Genomic DNA, 17,263 nt, shown 5'->3' with positions numbered 1-17,263 from the left:
ATTCCCGGGGTGGCCATCCCGGGAATCGCATCCAGCCTCAGCGCCAATTAAGCATGAAACAAACAGACAATTCCTGTGCTTGTCACAGGAATCCATGCCTCAACCTATCCATTCACGACAACGGCGCAAAAGGACACCAAGCGATTCCATCAAAAGAGGAAGCTCTTAGGCCTTCATCAAGCTTACGATCAGATAAGTACCGTCATAAGCCTCATCGGCAAGTTTATAGCCATTGATCACTTCTCCTCTGGCGCAAATCGTTCCATCAATGGCAAAGAAGCGCGAGGCCAGCATACTTAAATATTCGAGGGTTGCAGCCCTTGCGCTAACGGATCGGAAACGAAACAAGCCTGTGTTCTTGCCCTTGGTCGTAATGAAATTAAACATGCCTTCGGAAGATTGAGAAATTTTGAATTGCAGCTGGTCACCGTTTACATTGATGAACGTGAATGTCGCGAGTTCATGCGACATAGGGAAAGAGGAGCCGGCGACGTTAAAGGAGGAACCGGCGACGGTGATCGCGTTGCAACGGATCTCTATCGCAGCGCTATCCTCCGCGCGCAGAGTGGTGCCGTCGGTGAATGTTATACTGTTCGATTGCAAACGAGCCTTCGAGAATAATTGGCAAGTTATCGGTACCTTGGAAAGGGTGATACTCCCAGTCTTCCACGGCTGAGATGGAGATATTGCCAGATCGAGAGAGTATCCGCCGGCCGGAGCGGTGCCATAGGCCCTATAGCTGCCAGAAAATAGAGAAATATAGTTCGCCTTGACCTCCATTGCGCCCGTTCCCGCGATATCCACGGTGAATGTGCGGTTGAATTCGGCAGCATTAACGGAGAAAACGCCATTCTCCTTAATGTCGATCCGAGTGCAGGGGTTCTCTGTGCTGTCTTGAGTGGGGCCGGATACCCCCAAAGTCTGCAGAGTGCAGGTTCCGGCAACGGTGAATATGACATTCGGCACGATTTCGCTCGCGTCATCACCCAAGAATAAAGTCCCGTCCGGCGATTTGTACGCAAACGTTCCGCCCTCGATATCGAATTTTATCGCTGTGGACGATGCGGGATAACCCCAATATGTGTCCGAATCCTCTCCCGCGGCGGTCGCTTGCAAGGTCAGGCTATCCTTGGCGGAGCCTTTCATGGTGAAACCGTAAGGCTGATTTTTATTGAAAGCAGATGGCGCGCCGTTCAGCGTGGTGATGCCATATATATTTCCATCATAAACGTCGTTCTGGTTTGGGTGCCATGTGAAGCCAATCGCGCTCATGATTTTCCTCCTCGTAATGAGCCGAGCTGCTAGGGATGGTTGCAATATGGCTTCCGCCGAAATGGCTTTTTCCGGCGGAAAATATTGGATTGCGGATGCGTCTTAGAGCGCTATGCAACTAAGCCGAATCGGGCATCTCGCTACTCAAATCTTTGTTTTAGCCGCATGATTTTGCCTGGAAGTCTGCAACTTTTCGGGACCATGCTCCAGAGCTCAAGAATGCTTCAATCGCATGACCAGGTAAGGATGTTCGTCGGTATAGGGCGGCTCATTTACGATCGAATATCCATTTATCGTGCTGGTATAGGGCGTTCCATCGATGGCAAACAATCCCAAGGACAACATGCTCAGGAATTGCTGTCTTGCATCCGCAGCGCTCGTGGCGCGGAATCGGAACGTGCCGGTGTTGGCACCCTTGGTCGTAACAAAATTGAATATGGCTTTAGGATTTTTCCCGGCCCTCAAATCCAATGGCAGCTTTTCGGTGCCGTATTTATTGCTAAAGAAAAACGCTGCAGAGCCATTCTTCAATACAAATGAGCAGCCTTCATCAATATGAATTCTATCGCATCTAAACTCTACCACGGCATTGTCTGAGGCATCGATAATTGTTCCCTCAACGGCTATCGTTTTATTTGCAAGTAATTCAGTGAAACTTGCAAGTACTCGAGTCTTTGAGTTGCCTTGGCAGGTTATCGATGTTTTCTCAAGAACAATGGCTGTCTGGATCGGCTCAACTGCAGTTGCGCTTATGTCGAGCGAGTATCCCCCGTCAGGGACGGTGCTATGTACGTTAAAGCGGCTGAACTGGGGGGCTAATGCCCGGGTTGATCCGAGCCGCATGGACCCTCCGTCCCCGATGTTTACGGAAAGGCCGCCGACGAATTCCCTCGTTAGTATGTTGAACACACCGCTTTGCTTAATGACAATCAGAGTGGTGGGGGTTTGTTCATTCAGGATATATCCGTTTACCGTCCCGCCCAGTAAGTGGCAGTGGCCCATGACGGTGAATACCACGCTGCCATAACCAACGTACAGTTCTTCTTCCTTCTGTGATCGATATGTAAACGTTCCGCCCTCGATATAGAAATTAGTAGGGGCTGCTCCGTTGCCTTGCGAATTTCCCCAGTTTGTTCTTCCCGCGCCGGTCGGCTGCAAGGTCAAACTATTTTCGATGGGGCCTTTCATGGTGAAGTTGTAGGGCTGGCCTTTATCGAATGCGGATGGCAGCCCGGTCAGGGTGGTGTTGCCATATATGTTTCCATCGTAAACATCGTCCTGTTCCGGATGCCATGTGAAGCCAGCTGCGCTCATGATTTTCTCCTCGTAAATGAGTCTAGCTTCTTATGACTACAATTTATAGGTGAAATAATCAATGCGCACTATTTAAGGTAGTAATCATCCGTATGCATATGCCGGAAGCTCCCCAAAAGAGCCTCCGGCTTCGACCGGCCGTCTGGAAGGGACGTTACATCCGGCCGGTCGTTATTCGATATGCGTCGATTTTTACGGATTGACTTCGATGGTGAAGCCCGTGCGGTGCGGGCGTCCGCCGCCGCCTACGCGCTGCTCGTCAAGGATGCGGCCGCTGCGGGCATCGACGATGACGATCATGCGGCGGCCATGCCGGCTGGCTTTTACCCAGTAGCTGCCGCGGCGCATGTCGACATCGCCGACGTCATAGCCGCGACGTTCCAGCATCCGGGCCACTTCGCGCGGGCCCATGAAATCGTCACGGCGAGGGCGCTCGCGGCCCCAATCGCGGTCGCGGCGTTCATAGCCACGCTCCTGGCCATAAGGGCGAGGCGGGGGAGGAGCATCGTCATACCAGCCTTGGGCAAAGGCGGGGGCGGAGCCGAGGCCAAGCGTCGCGACGGCGACGATGGCGAGAATGGTCTTTTTCATGGGTGTTCCCTCTCTGGGCATGATCTGCGAAAAGTTCTAGATCTTTCGGATGAGATCATGCGGTTAAAAAATGGCGCCGGAATTTTCCGGACATGTTTGGAAGTTAATTCCACCAAGCTGAATGAAGGCAGAAGACGGCATTCATCTGACGTTCAGCGATATGTCCAAGCAAAAAATGTGACTGCTTTTCATCTCTTGAAATCGGCTAACACGGAAACCAAATCATAGTCGCAGCCGCCAATACGGGGCTGCTGGTCCCGGAAAATTGCCCATAGGGGATTTTCGTTTCGGCCATACGCAAACATTGTCGCTCTGAAGGAGGGCTTTACCCATGCGTCACGTTGATTTTTCACCGCTCTACCGTTCCACCGTCGGCTTCGACCGGCTTTTCACCATGCTCGATTCGCTTAGCACACCCGAGGGCGCGCAGACCTATCCGCCCTACAATATCGAGCGGACAGGCGAGAATGCCTATCGCATCACGATGGCTGTTGCAGGTTTCGCGGAAGACGAGATCGAGATCGAGGCTCACCGCAATCAGCTGACCATCAAGGGCCAGAAGCTGGATGAAAATGGCGGCAACGGCGGCGAAGTGCTCTACCGTGGCATTGCGTCACGCGCATTCGAGCGCCGCTTCCAGCTTGCCGATTTCGTCGAAGTCACCGGCGCCAGCCTGAAGAACGGCCTGCTGCATATCGATCTGAAGCGCGAGATTCCCGAAGGGATGAAGCCGCGGAAGATCGCGGTGGAGGTGGTTTCCTCCGACAAGGCCAAGGCAATCGAGACCAAGGCTGCGGAGTAAGTTCACGCTAGCGGGAATAAGAACGGCGCCTGCGGGCGCCGTTTTTTTGATTGGATCCCTTCACCCTCGTGGTTCGAGGCTCATTCCGCTGCGCTCCATTCGCACCTCACCATGAGGGTGAAGGGGCGTTGGCGCTTCAGTAGCCCTCATCCTGAGGTGCGTAGTGAAGCGAAGCGGAACGGAGCCTCGAAGGACGAGGGCGCTTGGCGGTGATCCTTACCTCACCAATTCCCCAAACCTATCCACTTCCTCTTCTGAAGTGGCAAAGCTCGTCACCAGCCGGGCGAAAATCTCGTCTTCCTTGACGCGGTCCATCTCGGAACGCGGCGGGTTCCAGTCATAAAAATTCGCGCCCTGCTGGTGCAGCTTTTCGCTGACGCTCTTCTTCAGAACCGCGAAGACTTCGTTGGCCTCTGGGGCCCAGGCGAGGCGGACGCGGTCGGATGCGCGGATGTGACCGGCAAGCCGCGTGGCCATGGCGTTGGCGTGGGTGGCAAGCTCGATCCAGAGATCGCCGTCGAGATAGGCATCGAACTGGGCGGCGATGAAGCGGGTCTTGGAAAAGAGCTGGGCGGCGCGCTTGCGGATGAAGGGCAGGTCCTTCGCCTGCGCGGGGTCCATGAACACCAGCGCTTCGGCGCACCAGCAGCCATTCTTCGTGCCGCCGAAGGAAACGATGTCGACGCCTTGCCGCCAGGTCATGTCAGCAGGCGAGACGCCAAGCGACACGAGCGCATTGGCGAAACGCGCGCCATCCATATGCAGCGGCAAGCCATTCTCGCGGCAGATGGCTGAGATGGCGGCGACATCGTCGAGGCTGTAAAGCGTGCCGACTTCGGTGGCCTGCGTGATGGTGACGGCCATGGGCTGTCCCGCATGGACGAAGCCGGGGTGGAAGCGTTTGAACTCCCGCTGGAGATTGGCCGGATCGATGCGTCCGAGCGCGCCGTCGACCGGGTGCAGGCGGGCGCCGCCGGTGAAATATTCCGGCGCGCCGCATTCATCCTCGATGACATGGGCCTCGCGATGGCAGAAGGAAACGCCGCCCGGACGGTTGACGCTCGCCAGCGCCAGCGAATTGGCGGCTGTGCCGGTCGCGACGAAAAAGACCGCCACTTCGCGCTCGAACAGTTCGTTGAAGCGTTGTTCCACCGCCCGGTCGAGCTCGCTCGCGCCATAAGCATCCGCGAAGCCGCCCGCATGGCGGGTTAGGCTTTCGGCGATTTTTGGGTGGGCGCCGGCCCAATTATCCGATGCGAAGTTCATCCGGTTCTCCCGCAGCCAATTTTGGAAAAGGCTGTTTGCACCCGTGAGGGACGGCTGTCCATAGCAAACCGCGCCGCTGTCATCCTCGGGGCTTGTTCCTAGAGCCCGTCAGGCGTCAAACGAAACGCTGATAAGAGAAGGCACATAGTCCTGCCGTCATTCTCGGGCTTGTCCCGAGAATCTGCCATAAGAGAACGATAAGCGATTACCGTCCTGACAAATTAGGCCACGGTAGATCCTCGGGACAAGCCCGAGGATGACGGCGAGGGGCGAGGATTGCGATGCGGTGATATTCGCGCTAGGAACGCGAATGAATAGAGAAAATCCCTATAAACGCAACTTAAATCCACTGATGCAACATGTCGCGCAATAATATTACAATCCCGGCGATTTTATTTTGCTTTTCCATCTTGTGATGGCGCATAATTTCTGCCATAGAAGATAGGACAGCATTACTGTCTTATCTGGCGGTTGACGGAGCAAAAATATGGCTCCGGCGTCGGCTTGCGGGTGCAAAAATGCTGGGAGCGCGGAACAGATCCCATATCCGCACGGTCCAGAATGCTCTTGGCTCGCATATACCACATGGACGCGGGGTGGAATCGACAGTATTCACCCCCGATATAGGAATGATCGCCCGGAAGGGCCTATAGGAGGAAATGACGATGACGGACTTGACGCCATCTGTATCACCCGAAATTCATCAGGGCGTGCAGAACCGTGCGGTCAAAGCCGCCAAAACGTCGCGAACTCCAGAGCGAACGACAATCCCGGGCTTGCCTGGCGCTCAAGGGCTTTACGATCCGCGCAACGAGCATGATGCCTGCGGCGTCGGCTTCATCGCGCAGATGAAGGGCGTGAAGTCGCACGACATCGTCAAGGACGGGCTGTTCATGCTCGAAAACCTGACGCATCGCGGCGCCGTGGGGGCCGATCCGCTGGTCGGTGACGGCGCGGGTGTGCTCACGCAGATACCCGACCGCTTCTTCCGCGAGGAAATGGCCAAGCAGGGCATCGAATTGCCGCCGGCGGGGCAGTATGGCGTCGGCCACTGGTTCATGCCGCAGGACCCGGCGATGCGCGACCATGTCGACGCCGTCATCCGTGAATCGGCGCAGTCCGAGGGGCTGCCGCTCATCGGTTTCCGCGACGTGCCGGTTGATAATTCCTCGCTGTCCAAGGCGCCCGAAATCGTCGCCGCCGAGCCTTATCACCGGCAGGTTTTCATCGGCCGCACGCCCGATATCGACGATGACGAGGAATATGAAGCGCGGCTTTATCTTCTGCGCAAGGTCATCTCCGGCCGCATCTATGCCGAGAACGGCAACAGGGACATCGGCGCCTATTGCGTGTCGCTGTCGGCGCGCACCATTGTGTACAAGGGCATGTTCCTGGCCAATCAGGTCGGCGCTTATTACAAGGATTTGCACGATCCGCGCTTCGAATCCGCGCTGATCCTCGTGCATCAGCGTTTCTCGACCAACACCTTCCCATCGTGGAAGCTGGCGCATCCCTACCGCATGGTCGCGCACAATGGCGAGATCAACACGGTGCGCGGCAACAACAACTGGATGGCGGCGCGGCAGGCGTCGGTCGATTCGGAGCTGTTCGGCAACAACATTTCCAAGCTGTGGCCGATCTCCTATGAAGGGCAATCGGACACGGCCTGCTTCGACAATGCGCTCGAGTTCCTGTTCCAGGGGGGCTACACGCTGGCGCATGCCATGATGATGCTGATCCCGGAAGCATGGGCCGGCAACAAGCTGATGGACGGCGACCGCAAGGCGTTCTACGAATATCATGCCGCCCTGATGGAGCCATGGGACGGTCCCGCCGCCGTGGCCTTTACCGATGGCCGCCAGATCGGCGCGACGCTCGACCGCAACGGCCTGCGCCCGGCCCGCTATATCGTCACCGACGACGACCGGGTGATCCTCGCCTCGGAGGCGGGCGCTCTGCCGGTCGATGAGAAGAAGATCGTCAAGAAGTGGCGCTTGCAGCCGGGCAAGATGCTGCTCATCGATCTCGTCAAGGGCCGCATCGTTTCGGACGAGGAGATCAAGGCTGAGATCGCCACCCTCCATCCTTACAAGCAGTGGCTGAAGAACACGCAGCTCATCCTCGAAGATCTGAGCCCGGTGGAGCCGCGCGCGCTGCGCAAGGATGTGAGCCTGCTCGACCGCCAGCAGACCTTCGGCTACAGCCAGGAGGACACCAAGGTCCTGATGGCGCCGATGGCGACGACCGGTCAGGAAGCCATCGGCTCGATGGGCACCGATACGCCGATCTCGGCAATGTCGGACAAGTCGAAGCTGCTCTACACCTATTTCAAGCAGAACTTCGCGCAGGTGACGAACCCGCCCATCGACCCGATCCGCGAGGAATTGGTGATGAGCCTCGTTTCCTTCATCGGCCCGCGTCCGAACATCTTCGATCTGGTCGGCACATCGCGGCGCAAGCGTCTGGAAGTACGCCAGCCGATCCTCACCAATGGCGATCTGGAGAAGATCCGCTCCATCGGCCACACGGAAGACCGGTTCGACACCAAGACGCTCGATATCACCTACAATGCAGGCGAAGGCCCGGCGGGCATGCGTGGGGCTCTCGAGCGGCTTTGCGACCGCGCGGAAGCGGCCGTCCATGGCGGCTACAATATCATCATCCTGTCGGACCGTCAGGTCGGGCCGGATCGCATCCCGATCCCGGCGCTGCTGGCGACGGCGGCGGTGCATCATCATCTGATCCGCAAGGGGCAACGGACCTCGGTCGGCCTCGTGGTCGAATCCGGCGAGCCGCGCGAGGTGCATCATTTCTGCTGTCTGGCGGGGTATGGCGCGGAGGCGATCAATCCTTATCTCGCCTTCGATACGCTGCTCGACATGCACCGGCGAAAGGAATTTCCGCCGGAGGTGGACGCGCATGAACTCGTCTATCGCTACATCAAGTCCATCGGCAAGGGCATCCTCAAGGTCATGTCCAAGATGGGCATCTCGACCTATCAATCCTATTGCGGCGCGCAGATTTTCGACGCGGTGGGGCTAAAGACCGAATTCGTCGACAAGTTCTTCACCGGCACGGCGACGACCATCGAGGGCGTCGGGCTGGAGGAGATCGCGGAGGAAACCACGCGTCGTCACACCGAGGCCTTCGGCAAGGATCCGGTGCTTCTCTCCACGCTCGAGGTCGGCGGCGAATATGCCTACCGCATACGCGGCGAGGCGCATCAATGGTCGCCCGATGCGGTCGCCAAGCTGCAGCATGCGGTGCGCACCGAAAACCCGAAAACATTCAAGGAATATTCCGACCTGCTCAACAGCCAGTCGGCGGCGGCAAAGAGCATTCGCGGCCTGTTCCACATCAAGAGCGCTGAGGAGCGCGGAGCAAAGCCCGTGTCCATCGAGGAAGTTGAACCAGCGGCGGAAATCGTCAAGCGGTTCTCGACCGGGGCGATGTCGTTCGGCTCGATCTCCCGTGAGGCGCATACGACGCTCGCCATCGCCATGAACCAGATCGGCGGCAAGTCGAACACGGGCGAGGGCGGCGAGGAGCCGGACCGGTTCTATCCACTGCCCAATGGCAAGCCGAACCCGGAGCGCTCGGCGATCAAGCAGGTGGCATCCGGTCGCTTCGGCGTGACGACGGAATATCTCGTCAACTCCGACATGATGCAGATCAAGGTGGCGCAGGGCGCGAAGCCCGGCGAGGGCGGGCAGTTGCCCGGCCACAAGGTGGATGCGACCATCGCCAAGACGCGGCATTCGACGCCGGGCGTCGGCCTCATCTCACCGCCACCGCATCATGACATCTATTCGATCGAGGATCTGGCGCAGCTCATCTACGATCTGAAGAACGTCAATCCGGCGGCGGATGTTTCGGTCAAGCTCGTCTCGGAAGTGGGCGTCGGCACGGTGGCGGCGGGCGTCGCCAAGGCGCGGGCCGATCACATCACCATTTCCGGTTACGATGGCGGCACGGGCGCTTCGCCGCTCACCTCGCTCAAGCACGCCGGGTCTCCATGGGAAATGGGCCTTGCCGAAACGCACCAGACGCTGGTGTTGAACGGGCTTCGCTCCCGCGTGGCGCTGCAGGTCGATGGCGGCTTGCGCACGGGTCGCGATGTCATCGTCGGCGCTTTGCTGGGGGCGGACGAGTTCGGCTTCTCCACCGCGCCGCTGATCGCGGCGGGCTGCATCATGATGCGCAAGTGTCATTTGAACACCTGTCCTGTCGGCGTCGCGACGCAGGACCCGGTCTTGCGCAAGCGCTTCAAGGGCACGCCGGAGCATGTCATCAACTTCTTCTTCTATCTGGCGGAAGAGGTGCGACAGTTTCTGGCGGAGATGGGCTATACCAGGCTGGAACAGATCATCGGCGATACCGATCTTCTGGAAAAGCAGGCGATGGTGGATCATTGGAAGGCGCGCGGCCTCGATTTCAGCCGCATCTTCCATAAGCCTGAGGCGCCGAAGGAGAAGACTTACTGGACCGAGCGGCAGCATCACCCGATCGAGGATGTGCTGGACCGCAAGCTGATCGAACTGGCCAAGCCGGCGCTGGAAAGCAGGATTCCTGTCAAGATCGAGCTGCCGATCAAGAGTGTCGACCGTTCGGTGGGCGCGATGCTTTCGGGCGAGGTGGCAAAGCGCTATCGCCACAAGGGGCTGCCGGAGGATACCATCGCCATCACCCTTCGCGGCACGGCGGGGCAGTCCTTCGCGGCGTTCCTGGCGCACGGCATCTCGATAGACCTCATCGGCGACGGCAATGATTATGTCGGCAAGGGGCTGTCGGGCGGCATCATCACCATTAGACCATCAGAGGACGCGAAAATCGTTGCGGCGGAGTCGATCATCGCCGGCAACACCGCGCTTTACGGCGCGGTGCAGGGCGAGGCCTATTTCAGCGGCGTCGTCGGCGAGCGGTTCGCGGTGCGCAATTCCGGCGCGGTGGCTGTCGTCGAGGGCGTGGGCGACCATGGCTGCGAGTACATGACCGGCGGCGTGGTGGTCGTCATCGGCCAGACGGGCCGCAACTTCGCGGCGGGCATGTCCGGCGGCGTCGCCTATGTGCTGGATGAAGCGGGCGATTTCGCGCAGCGCTGCAACATGGCGATGGTGGAGCTGGAGCCGGTGCCGGAAGAGGACGACATCCTCGAAAAGCTGCACCACCATGGCGGCGACCTGATGCACAAGGGCCGGGTCGACGTCTCCGCCAACATGACGCATCATGACGAGGAGCGTCTGGTCCAGCTGATCTCGAACCATTTGCACTACACGGGTTCGGCGCGGGCCAAGGACATTCTCGACAATTGGGAAGCCTATCGCCCGAAATTCGTGAAAGTCATGCCGGTGGAATATCGACGCGCGCTCGAAGAAATGGAGCGCATGCGGATTGGTATTGCTGCGGAATAATCGTCAACCAAGGGTGCTGAGAGACCAGCAAATGTTTTGATGGAATTGCGCGGCATACCCCCCTCTGTCCTGCCGGACATCTCCCCCTCAAGGGGGGAGATTGGCTGGCACGAGGCTCGGCTTTCATCCTGCAACGTCAGCGATTGGCGCCGAACGTCGATGAAGGCCTGATCTCCCCCCTTGAGGGGGAGATGTCCGGCAGGACAGAGGGGGGTACTGCCCCGCCGACATTTCCGTCTAAAAACAAAACGCTCCGGTTTCCGCACAAAGATCGACCTCTAACGAGGGGAGAGAAAGTTCATGGGCAAGGTAACAGGTTTTCTTGAGATCGACCGGCAGGTGGCGAAGTATCAGCCGGCCTCCGACCGCATCCGGCATTTTCGCGAATTCACCATTCCGATGACGGATGGCGAGGTGCAGAAGCAGGCGGCGCGCTGCATGGATTGCGGCATTCCCTATTGCCACGGGCCGACAGGCTGCCCGGTGCATAACCAGATCCCGGATTGGAACGATCTCGTCTACAACAACAATTGGGATGAGGCGATCCGCAACCTTCACTCGACCAACAACTTCCCGGAGTTCACCGGTCGTATCTGCCCGGCGCCCTGTGAGGAGGCCTGCACGCTCAATCTGGAAGACGTGCCGGTCGCCATTAAGACCGTCGAACAGGCGATTGCCGACAAGGCCTATGAGACGGGCTATGTCGTGCCGCAGCCTGCCGCCGTCCAGACGGGCAAGAAGGTGGCTGTCATCGGTTCCGGCCCGGCGGGCATGGCGGCGGCGCAGCAGCTGGGCCGCGCGGGCCATGAGGTGCATGTCTATGAGCGCGAGAGCCGGCCCGGCGGGCTGCTGCGCTACGGCATTCCCGACTTCAAGATGGAAAAGCACTTCATCGACCGGCGCGTGACGCAGATGCAGGGCGAGGGCGTCACCTTCTTCTGCGGCGTCAATGTCGGCGTCGACAAGCCGGTGAAGGAACTCATCGAGGAATATGACGCCGTGCTCTATTGCGGCGGCTCGGAGACGCCGCGCCCGGCGGGCATTCCCGGCGCGGACCTCGAGGGCGTGCATAACGCGATGGACTATCTCGTCCAGCAGAACCGCCGCATCGGGCGCGAGAATATCGACTCGGTCGCATGGCCGTCTGCTCCGATCCTCGCCGGCGGCAAGCATGTGGTGGTGGTTGGCGGCGGCGACACGGCGTCGGACTGCGTGGGAACCGCGTTCCGGCAGGGGGCGGTGAAGGTGACGCAGCTCGACATTCGCCCAGAGCCGCCAGTGAAGGAAGACAAGCTCACCGTCTGGCCCTATTGGGCGACGAAGATGCGTGTTTCCTCCTCGCAGGCCGAAGGCGCGGATCGTGAGTTTCAGGTGGCGACGCTCGAATTCATCGGCGAAGAGGGCAGGCTCACCCATGTGCGGTGCTGCGAAGTGGACGAGCGCCGCAAGCCGATCGAAGGCACGGAGTTCTTCATCAAGGCCGACCTCGCCTTCATCGCCATCGGCTTTTCCGGCCCGCTGGAGGATGGTCTCGTCAAGGAATTGAGCGGCGAACTGAAGATCTCCAGCGACCGGCGCGGCAACCGCGCGGTGGACGCGAACGAGCAGGATTATCGTACAAGCATCGACAAGATGTTCGCGGCGGGCGATGTGCGGCGCGGGCAATCGCTGGTGGTCTGGGCCATCCGCGAAGGCCGCCAGGCGGCGCGCGCGGTGGATGAGTTTTTGATGGGGGCGAGTGTGCTGCCTCGGTGAGGGGGGCACTTTGGTGAGGGGGTGTCCCTTTAATGAAAGCGCGAGGCATACCCCCCTCTGCCTTGCCAGGCATCTCCCCCTCAAGGGGGGAGATTGGGCCTGCATCGATGCGGCACTTATTCTGAAAACGTTGGCGATTTGCGGAAGCGGTAATGACAGCGTAATCTCCCCCCTTGAGGGGGAGATGCCCGGCAGGGCAGAGGGGGGTATCGCCTCACCAGCGTCTGCAATACAAAACGCACGACGTTCGCCAAAAAAGGGCAGCGGCGACAACCAAATTCACCATATAATAGAAATTCCTTGACTATGCCGTGGCGGGGCGCGATATTTCGCGCCCCGGCAAGATGCCGACATTAGCAGGAATAGCTCCTTAGATGGACCATTATCGATCTACTAGGAGCCTGCCCGTATCGATACGGCAGACCTGACCTTTTGAGGCCCGGTTTACCCCGTCCCGGCTGGCAGGCTCGGACGAGAGGTGACCGGTGCGGATGCTTCGTTTCCGCATTTGTCAGCCCGCCCACCAACGCAAAGGGTGGTTCGAAATGACGATGCATCATCCAGCCATGGAAACCGGCCGGCGGGGCCGCTATGTGCCCAATCTGTGGGATGTCTTCGCGTTCATCCTGCTTTTCGGCAGCCTCATTCTCATCGTTCACGGCGGGCGCGAGACGCTGGTTCCGCTCGGTACGCTCGATACCTCGCCGATTTCGCTCGATCCGGCGATGCTGCCGGAATATGCGCTGCGCACCACCTTGCGGATGCTGGAGGCGGCGGTCTTCTCGCTCATCTTCACCTTCGCCGTCGGCGCGCTCGCGGCCAAGAGCCGGCGCGCGGAGATGGTGATCATCCCGCTTCTCGACATCCTGCAATCCGTGCCGGTGCTGGGCTTTCTCTCCTTCACGGTGGTGGGGTTCATGGCGCTGTTTCCGGGCCGGGTCCTCGGCGCCGAGCTGGCGGTGATCTTTGCGATTTTCACCGCGCAGGTGTGGAACATGACCTTCAGCTTCTATCAATCGCTGAAGACCGTGCCCGCCGATCTCGACGAGGCCGCCCGCGCGTTCCGTCTCTCCGCCTGGCAGCGCTTCTGGCGCCTCGAGGTGCCGTTCGCCATGCCCGGCCTCATCTGGAATACGATGATGTCCATGTCGGGAAGCTGGTTCTTCCTGGTGGCGTCGGAGGCGATCACGGTCGGCAATACGACCATCACCCTGCCGGGCATCGGCTCCTATGTCGCGCTTGCGCTGGATCAGCGCAACCTTGCCGCCATCGGCTGGGCGGTGCTGGCCATGCTCGCCACCATCCTCATCTACGATCAACTGCTCTTCCGCCCGCTCGTTGCATGGGGAGACAAGTTCCGGGTCGAGCTGACAGCCGGCGGAACCGAGCCTCGCTCCTGGCTGCTCGACGCCATCCATCGCACGCGGCTTTCCCAGACCATTCTGGCACCCGCCGGCGCTGCTCTCATGAGCGCGTCCCGGCAGCCGCTGCGGGTTCCAGCCTTGCTGTCTCCCCGCGCTCGCAAGACATGGAGCGAGGCATGGGGGAGCGTCTGGATGGATCGCGCCTGGCTGACACTGGTCATCATCGCCTCGGCATATGCTCTGTGGCTGATCGCAAGTTTCGTCGCCACGGAGCTGGCATGGCGCGATGTGGCTGATGTCACATCGCTGGGCCTTCTCACCACGCTGCGCGTGATCGTCACGGTGCTGCTCTCCACGATCATCTGGGTGCCCATCGGGGTCTGGATTGGCCTCAGGCCGCGCGTGGCCGAACGGGTTCAGCCTTTGGCGCAATTCCTTGCGGCCTTTCCGGCAAATCTCATCTTCCCCTTTGCCGTGGTGGCAATCGTGCGGCTGAATGCGAGCCCGGATATCTGGCTCACCCCGCTCATGATGCTCGGCACGCAATGGTATATCCTGTTCAATGTCATCGCGGGGGCGAGCACCTTCCCGAACGATTTGAAGGAAGCTGCCGCCACCTTCCGCATCCATGGATGGGACTGGTGGTGGAAGGTGATGCTGCCGGGGATATTCCCCTATTACGTCACCGGCGCCATCACCGCCAGCGGAGCGGCGTGGAATACCTCGATCGTGGCGGAGATTGCGAACTGGGGGCAGACGACGCTCGTTGCCCATGGGCTCGGTGCCTATATCACCCAGGCGACCGACGCAGGCGATTACCCGCGCCTCGTGCTCGGCATCGCGGTGATGTCACTGCTCGTCGTTTTGTTCAACCGCCTGCTCTGGCGTCCGCTCTATGCCTTCGCCAGCCGCCGGATGCGCCTGGATTAGAAAGGGTTTCGCCATGAACATCGTCGAATCCGCCAAATTCCATCGTTCCGGTGAGCCGACAGCGCCGCTCGTCGATCTCTCCGGCGTCCGTCAGGTCTACCGCAAAAGCGACGGGTCCGATCTCGTCGTGCTCGACAATGTCTCGCTCACCATTGCCGGGGGCGAGATCGTCGGGCTGCTCGGCCGCTCCGGCTCCGGCAAGTCGACGCTTTTGCGCATCATCGCTGGTCTCCTGCCTGCCACCGCGGGAACCGTGCGCTGGTGCGGCAAGCCTGTGACCGGCCCTTGCGAAGGCATCGCCATGGTGTTTCAGAGCTTCGCCCTGTTTCCGTGGCTCACAGTGCTCGAAAATGTCGAGATCGGCCTTGAAGCCCTCGGCGTCCCAGCGGCGGAGCGCCGCCGCCGCGCGATCGAGGCAATCGACCTCATCGGCCTCGACGGTTTCGAGAGCGCGTATCCGAAGGAACTCTCGGGCGGCATGCGGCAGCGGGTCGGCTTCGCGCGGGCGCTGGTCGTTCATCCGCGCCTGTTGCTGATGGACGAGCCTTTCTCATCCCTCGACGTGCTGACTGCTGAAACGCTGCGCACCGATTTGATCGATCTATGGAGCGAGGGGCGGTTGCCCATCGAGTCGATCCTGATGGTCACGCACAATATCGAGGAAGCGGTGCTGATGTGCGACCGGATTCTCATCATCTCGTCCACGCCGGGGCGGATCATGGCTGAGATCAAGGTTGATCTGCCCCATCCGCGCAACCGGCTCGACCCGGTGTTCCGGCAGATCGTGGACGATATCTATTCCCGCATCACGCAGCGCGCGCCGGAAAAGCCCGGCGGTGCCAGTTTCGCGGGAGCCGGTATCGGCATGCTGTTGCCGCATGTTTCCACCAACAGCCTGTCCGGCCTGATGGAGGCGCTCGCCGCGGCGCCCTATCACGGCAAGGCCGACCTGCCCGATCTGGCGGCGACGCTGCAGATGCCCGCCGACGAATTGTTTCCGATCATGGAAACGCTCCAGCTGCTGCGATTTGCCGAAATGGCCGAAGGCGACGCCCAGCTCACCGATGCCGGACGGCATTTCGTCGATCTGGAGATCGATGGCCGCAAGCGGCTCTTCGCGGAACATCTCGTCGCTTACGTGCCGCTCGCCGCGCTCATCCGGCGGGTGCTGGACGAGCGTCCGAGCCATCGCGCGCCGTTCATGCGCTTTAGCGAGGAGGTCGAGGATTACATGTCCGAAGAGGATGCCGAGGACACGATGCGCGCCATCATTTCATGGGGCCGGTATGCGGAACTCTTCGGCTATGACGAGGAGGCGCGGCAGTTCAATCTGGAGAACCCGGCGTAGGGCCGGGTTCAGGCTTGCGCGGCCAGGCGAAATCGTCGGCGCGTCCGGGCTGGGGCTTGCCGGTCTCGCTGCTCGCGGGCTTGGCCGGTGCCGGAGATTGCCCCAGATTCGCGCCCATGAGTTCATTGCTGCCCTGCAGGTCGAGTTCCCTCAGGCTGACCGGCGCGACGCGGTCGATCCGCGCGGGTAGCTGGGGGCCTTGAGGCATCCGCGGCTGGCTGGCAACCCCTGATACGACCGCCGGGATTGCGCTTCCCAGCAATTGCCGCAAAGGCTTTTCCGCATAGAAGGCGAGCTTGCGCTTTCCGGCGCCGGTGACGTTAATGCCGTCATTGGCGCGCAGGCGGGCCGTCCGACCGTTGATGTCAAAGCCGGTGAGGGTGAAATTGCCGGCTTCATCGACAAAGCCATCCCATACATCGATGAAACTTCCGCCGGCCTTCTCGGTGGCGGTGCGGTAAATCTCGTTCAGGGCGAGGATATCATGCGACATGCCGCGCGGTTTGAATGGCGGCTGCCCGACCCAGACGAGCGGATAACCCGCGCTTTTGATCGTGCTGATAAAACTATCGACGCGCTTGGCATATTCCGCCGTCCATTGCGGCGTGCGCGGGGCGTAAGATACGCCGTTCGCCGTCATCGACTGGCGGTCGTTCGCGCCGATCATGACCACGACGGCCGCCGGTTTTTCCTCATCGAGAACAGCTTTGATATTCGCATCCCAGTCGTAATGATCGGTGCGGACAAAACCGGATGAGCCGTTGATCCGGCTTGTGATGCGGATATCCGGCGTTTCGGCGAAAGCCTCTACCAGTCCTTCCGCGAGGCCGCCGCCGATGAAATCGCCTACGACCAGAACGGCCTTGGCATCGGGAGCTTTCTCGACAGCGGGTTGGGCTGTTCCGGGGCGGGCGATCGGAGTATCGGCAACGGCTGGCGTGCGTATACGCATTGAGCGTTCAGGGGAGGGGCGACGCTTGGCAGCGGAAGGCTTCGTCCGGCGCGTCACGCGCCGTCGTTCGCGGTATTGCGGACGATATTGATCGTTTTGCCGCACCTCTCGCTTGCCAAAAATCGTCTCGAACAGGGTTCTGCGCTCTTGCGCGGAAGCGTCCGGAGTGAAGGCAAGGATGGTTATGGCGGCAACGGTCAAGAGCGCCGTGAGCAGCTTTAGGCATGATGTGACGGAAGCGTTTGCCTGTTTCACGTT

General features: G+C 60.0%; 10 protein-coding genes. 5 read left to right on the top strand and 5 right to left on the bottom strand.

Annotation, left to right across the window (positions count from 1 at the left end):
- Positions 1-165 precede the first annotated feature (165 nt).
- From C7477_RS11020 to C7477_RS11010, 3 genes are all read right to left on the bottom strand, one after another.
- The gene (locus tag C7477_RS11020) at positions 166-1,272 is read right to left on the bottom strand and encodes a hypothetical protein (RefSeq protein WP_110752013.1); all 1,107 of its coding nucleotides are present in this window, start codon (positions 1,270-1,272) and stop codon (positions 166-168) included.
- Positions 1,273-1,485: 213 nt separating this feature from the next.
- Positions 1,486-2,586 (bottom strand): hypothetical protein, encoded by a 1,101-nt coding sequence (locus C7477_RS11015; RefSeq protein ID WP_110752011.1) that lies wholly within the window; start codon positions 2,584-2,586, stop codon positions 1,486-1,488.
- A gap of 192 nt (positions 2,587-2,778) precedes the next feature.
- The gene (locus C7477_RS11010) at positions 2,779-3,177 is read right to left on the bottom strand and encodes an antifreeze protein (RefSeq protein WP_110752009.1); all 399 of its coding nucleotides are present in this window, start codon (positions 3,175-3,177) and stop codon (positions 2,779-2,781) included.
- A 331-nt stretch (positions 3,178-3,508) separates the two neighbouring features.
- Between C7477_RS11010 and C7477_RS11005 the strand changes: the two genes are divergently transcribed.
- The gene (locus C7477_RS11005; RefSeq protein WP_110752007.1) at positions 3,509-3,979 is read left to right on the top strand and encodes an Hsp20 family protein; all 471 of its coding nucleotides are present in this window, start codon (positions 3,509-3,511) and stop codon (positions 3,977-3,979) included.
- Positions 3,980-4,195: 216 nt separating this feature from the next.
- On the opposite strand, the gene C7477_RS11000 is transcribed toward C7477_RS11005, so the two are convergent.
- Positions 4,196-5,245: a threonine aldolase family protein gene (locus C7477_RS11000; RefSeq protein ID WP_110752005.1), complete on the bottom strand. Its 1,050-nt coding sequence runs from the start codon at positions 5,243-5,245 to the stop codon at positions 4,196-4,198.
- A gap of 665 nt (positions 5,246-5,910) precedes the next feature.
- Here C7477_RS11000 and gltB point away from each other — a divergent pair.
- From gltB to C7477_RS10970, 4 genes are all read left to right on the top strand, one after another.
- Complete coding sequence (gltB, locus tag C7477_RS10995) at positions 5,911-10,656, top strand: glutamate synthase large subunit (protein WP_110752003.1); 4,746 nt, start codon at positions 5,911-5,913, stop codon at positions 10,654-10,656.
- 300 nt (positions 10,657-10,956) lie between these two features.
- Positions 10,957-12,411: a glutamate synthase subunit beta gene (locus tag C7477_RS10985; RefSeq protein WP_110752001.1), complete on the top strand. Its 1,455-nt coding sequence runs from the start codon at positions 10,957-10,959 to the stop codon at positions 12,409-12,411.
- A 545-nt stretch (positions 12,412-12,956) separates the two neighbouring features.
- The gene (locus tag C7477_RS10975; RefSeq protein WP_110751999.1) at positions 12,957-14,705 is read left to right on the top strand and encodes an ABC transporter permease; all 1,749 of its coding nucleotides are present in this window, start codon (positions 12,957-12,959) and stop codon (positions 14,703-14,705) included.
- Between the two features lie 13 nt (positions 14,706-14,718).
- On the top strand, positions 14,719-16,053 hold the full coding sequence (locus C7477_RS10970; RefSeq protein WP_110751997.1) for an ABC transporter ATP-binding protein: 1,335 nt from the start codon (positions 14,719-14,721) through the stop codon (positions 16,051-16,053).
- Here the strand turns inward: C7477_RS10970 and C7477_RS10965 are convergent.
- Positions 16,031-17,260, bottom strand: a complete 1,230-nt coding sequence (locus tag C7477_RS10965) for an SGNH/GDSL hydrolase family protein (RefSeq protein ID WP_110751995.1) — start codon at positions 17,258-17,260, stop codon at positions 16,031-16,033. The two genes, C7477_RS10970 and C7477_RS10965, sit on opposite strands and share 23 nt — an antisense overlap.
- Positions 17,261-17,263 lie beyond the last annotated feature (3 nt).

Source organism: Paramesorhizobium leguminum (assembly GCF_003217235.1).
In the GTDB taxonomy this organism is placed as follows: Bacteria; Pseudomonadota; Alphaproteobacteria; order Rhizobiales; family Rhizobiaceae; genus Paramesorhizobium; species Paramesorhizobium leguminum.
The sequence above is the reverse complement of the archived record's forward strand: the minus strand, read 5'-3'. Positions and strand labels throughout refer to the sequence as shown.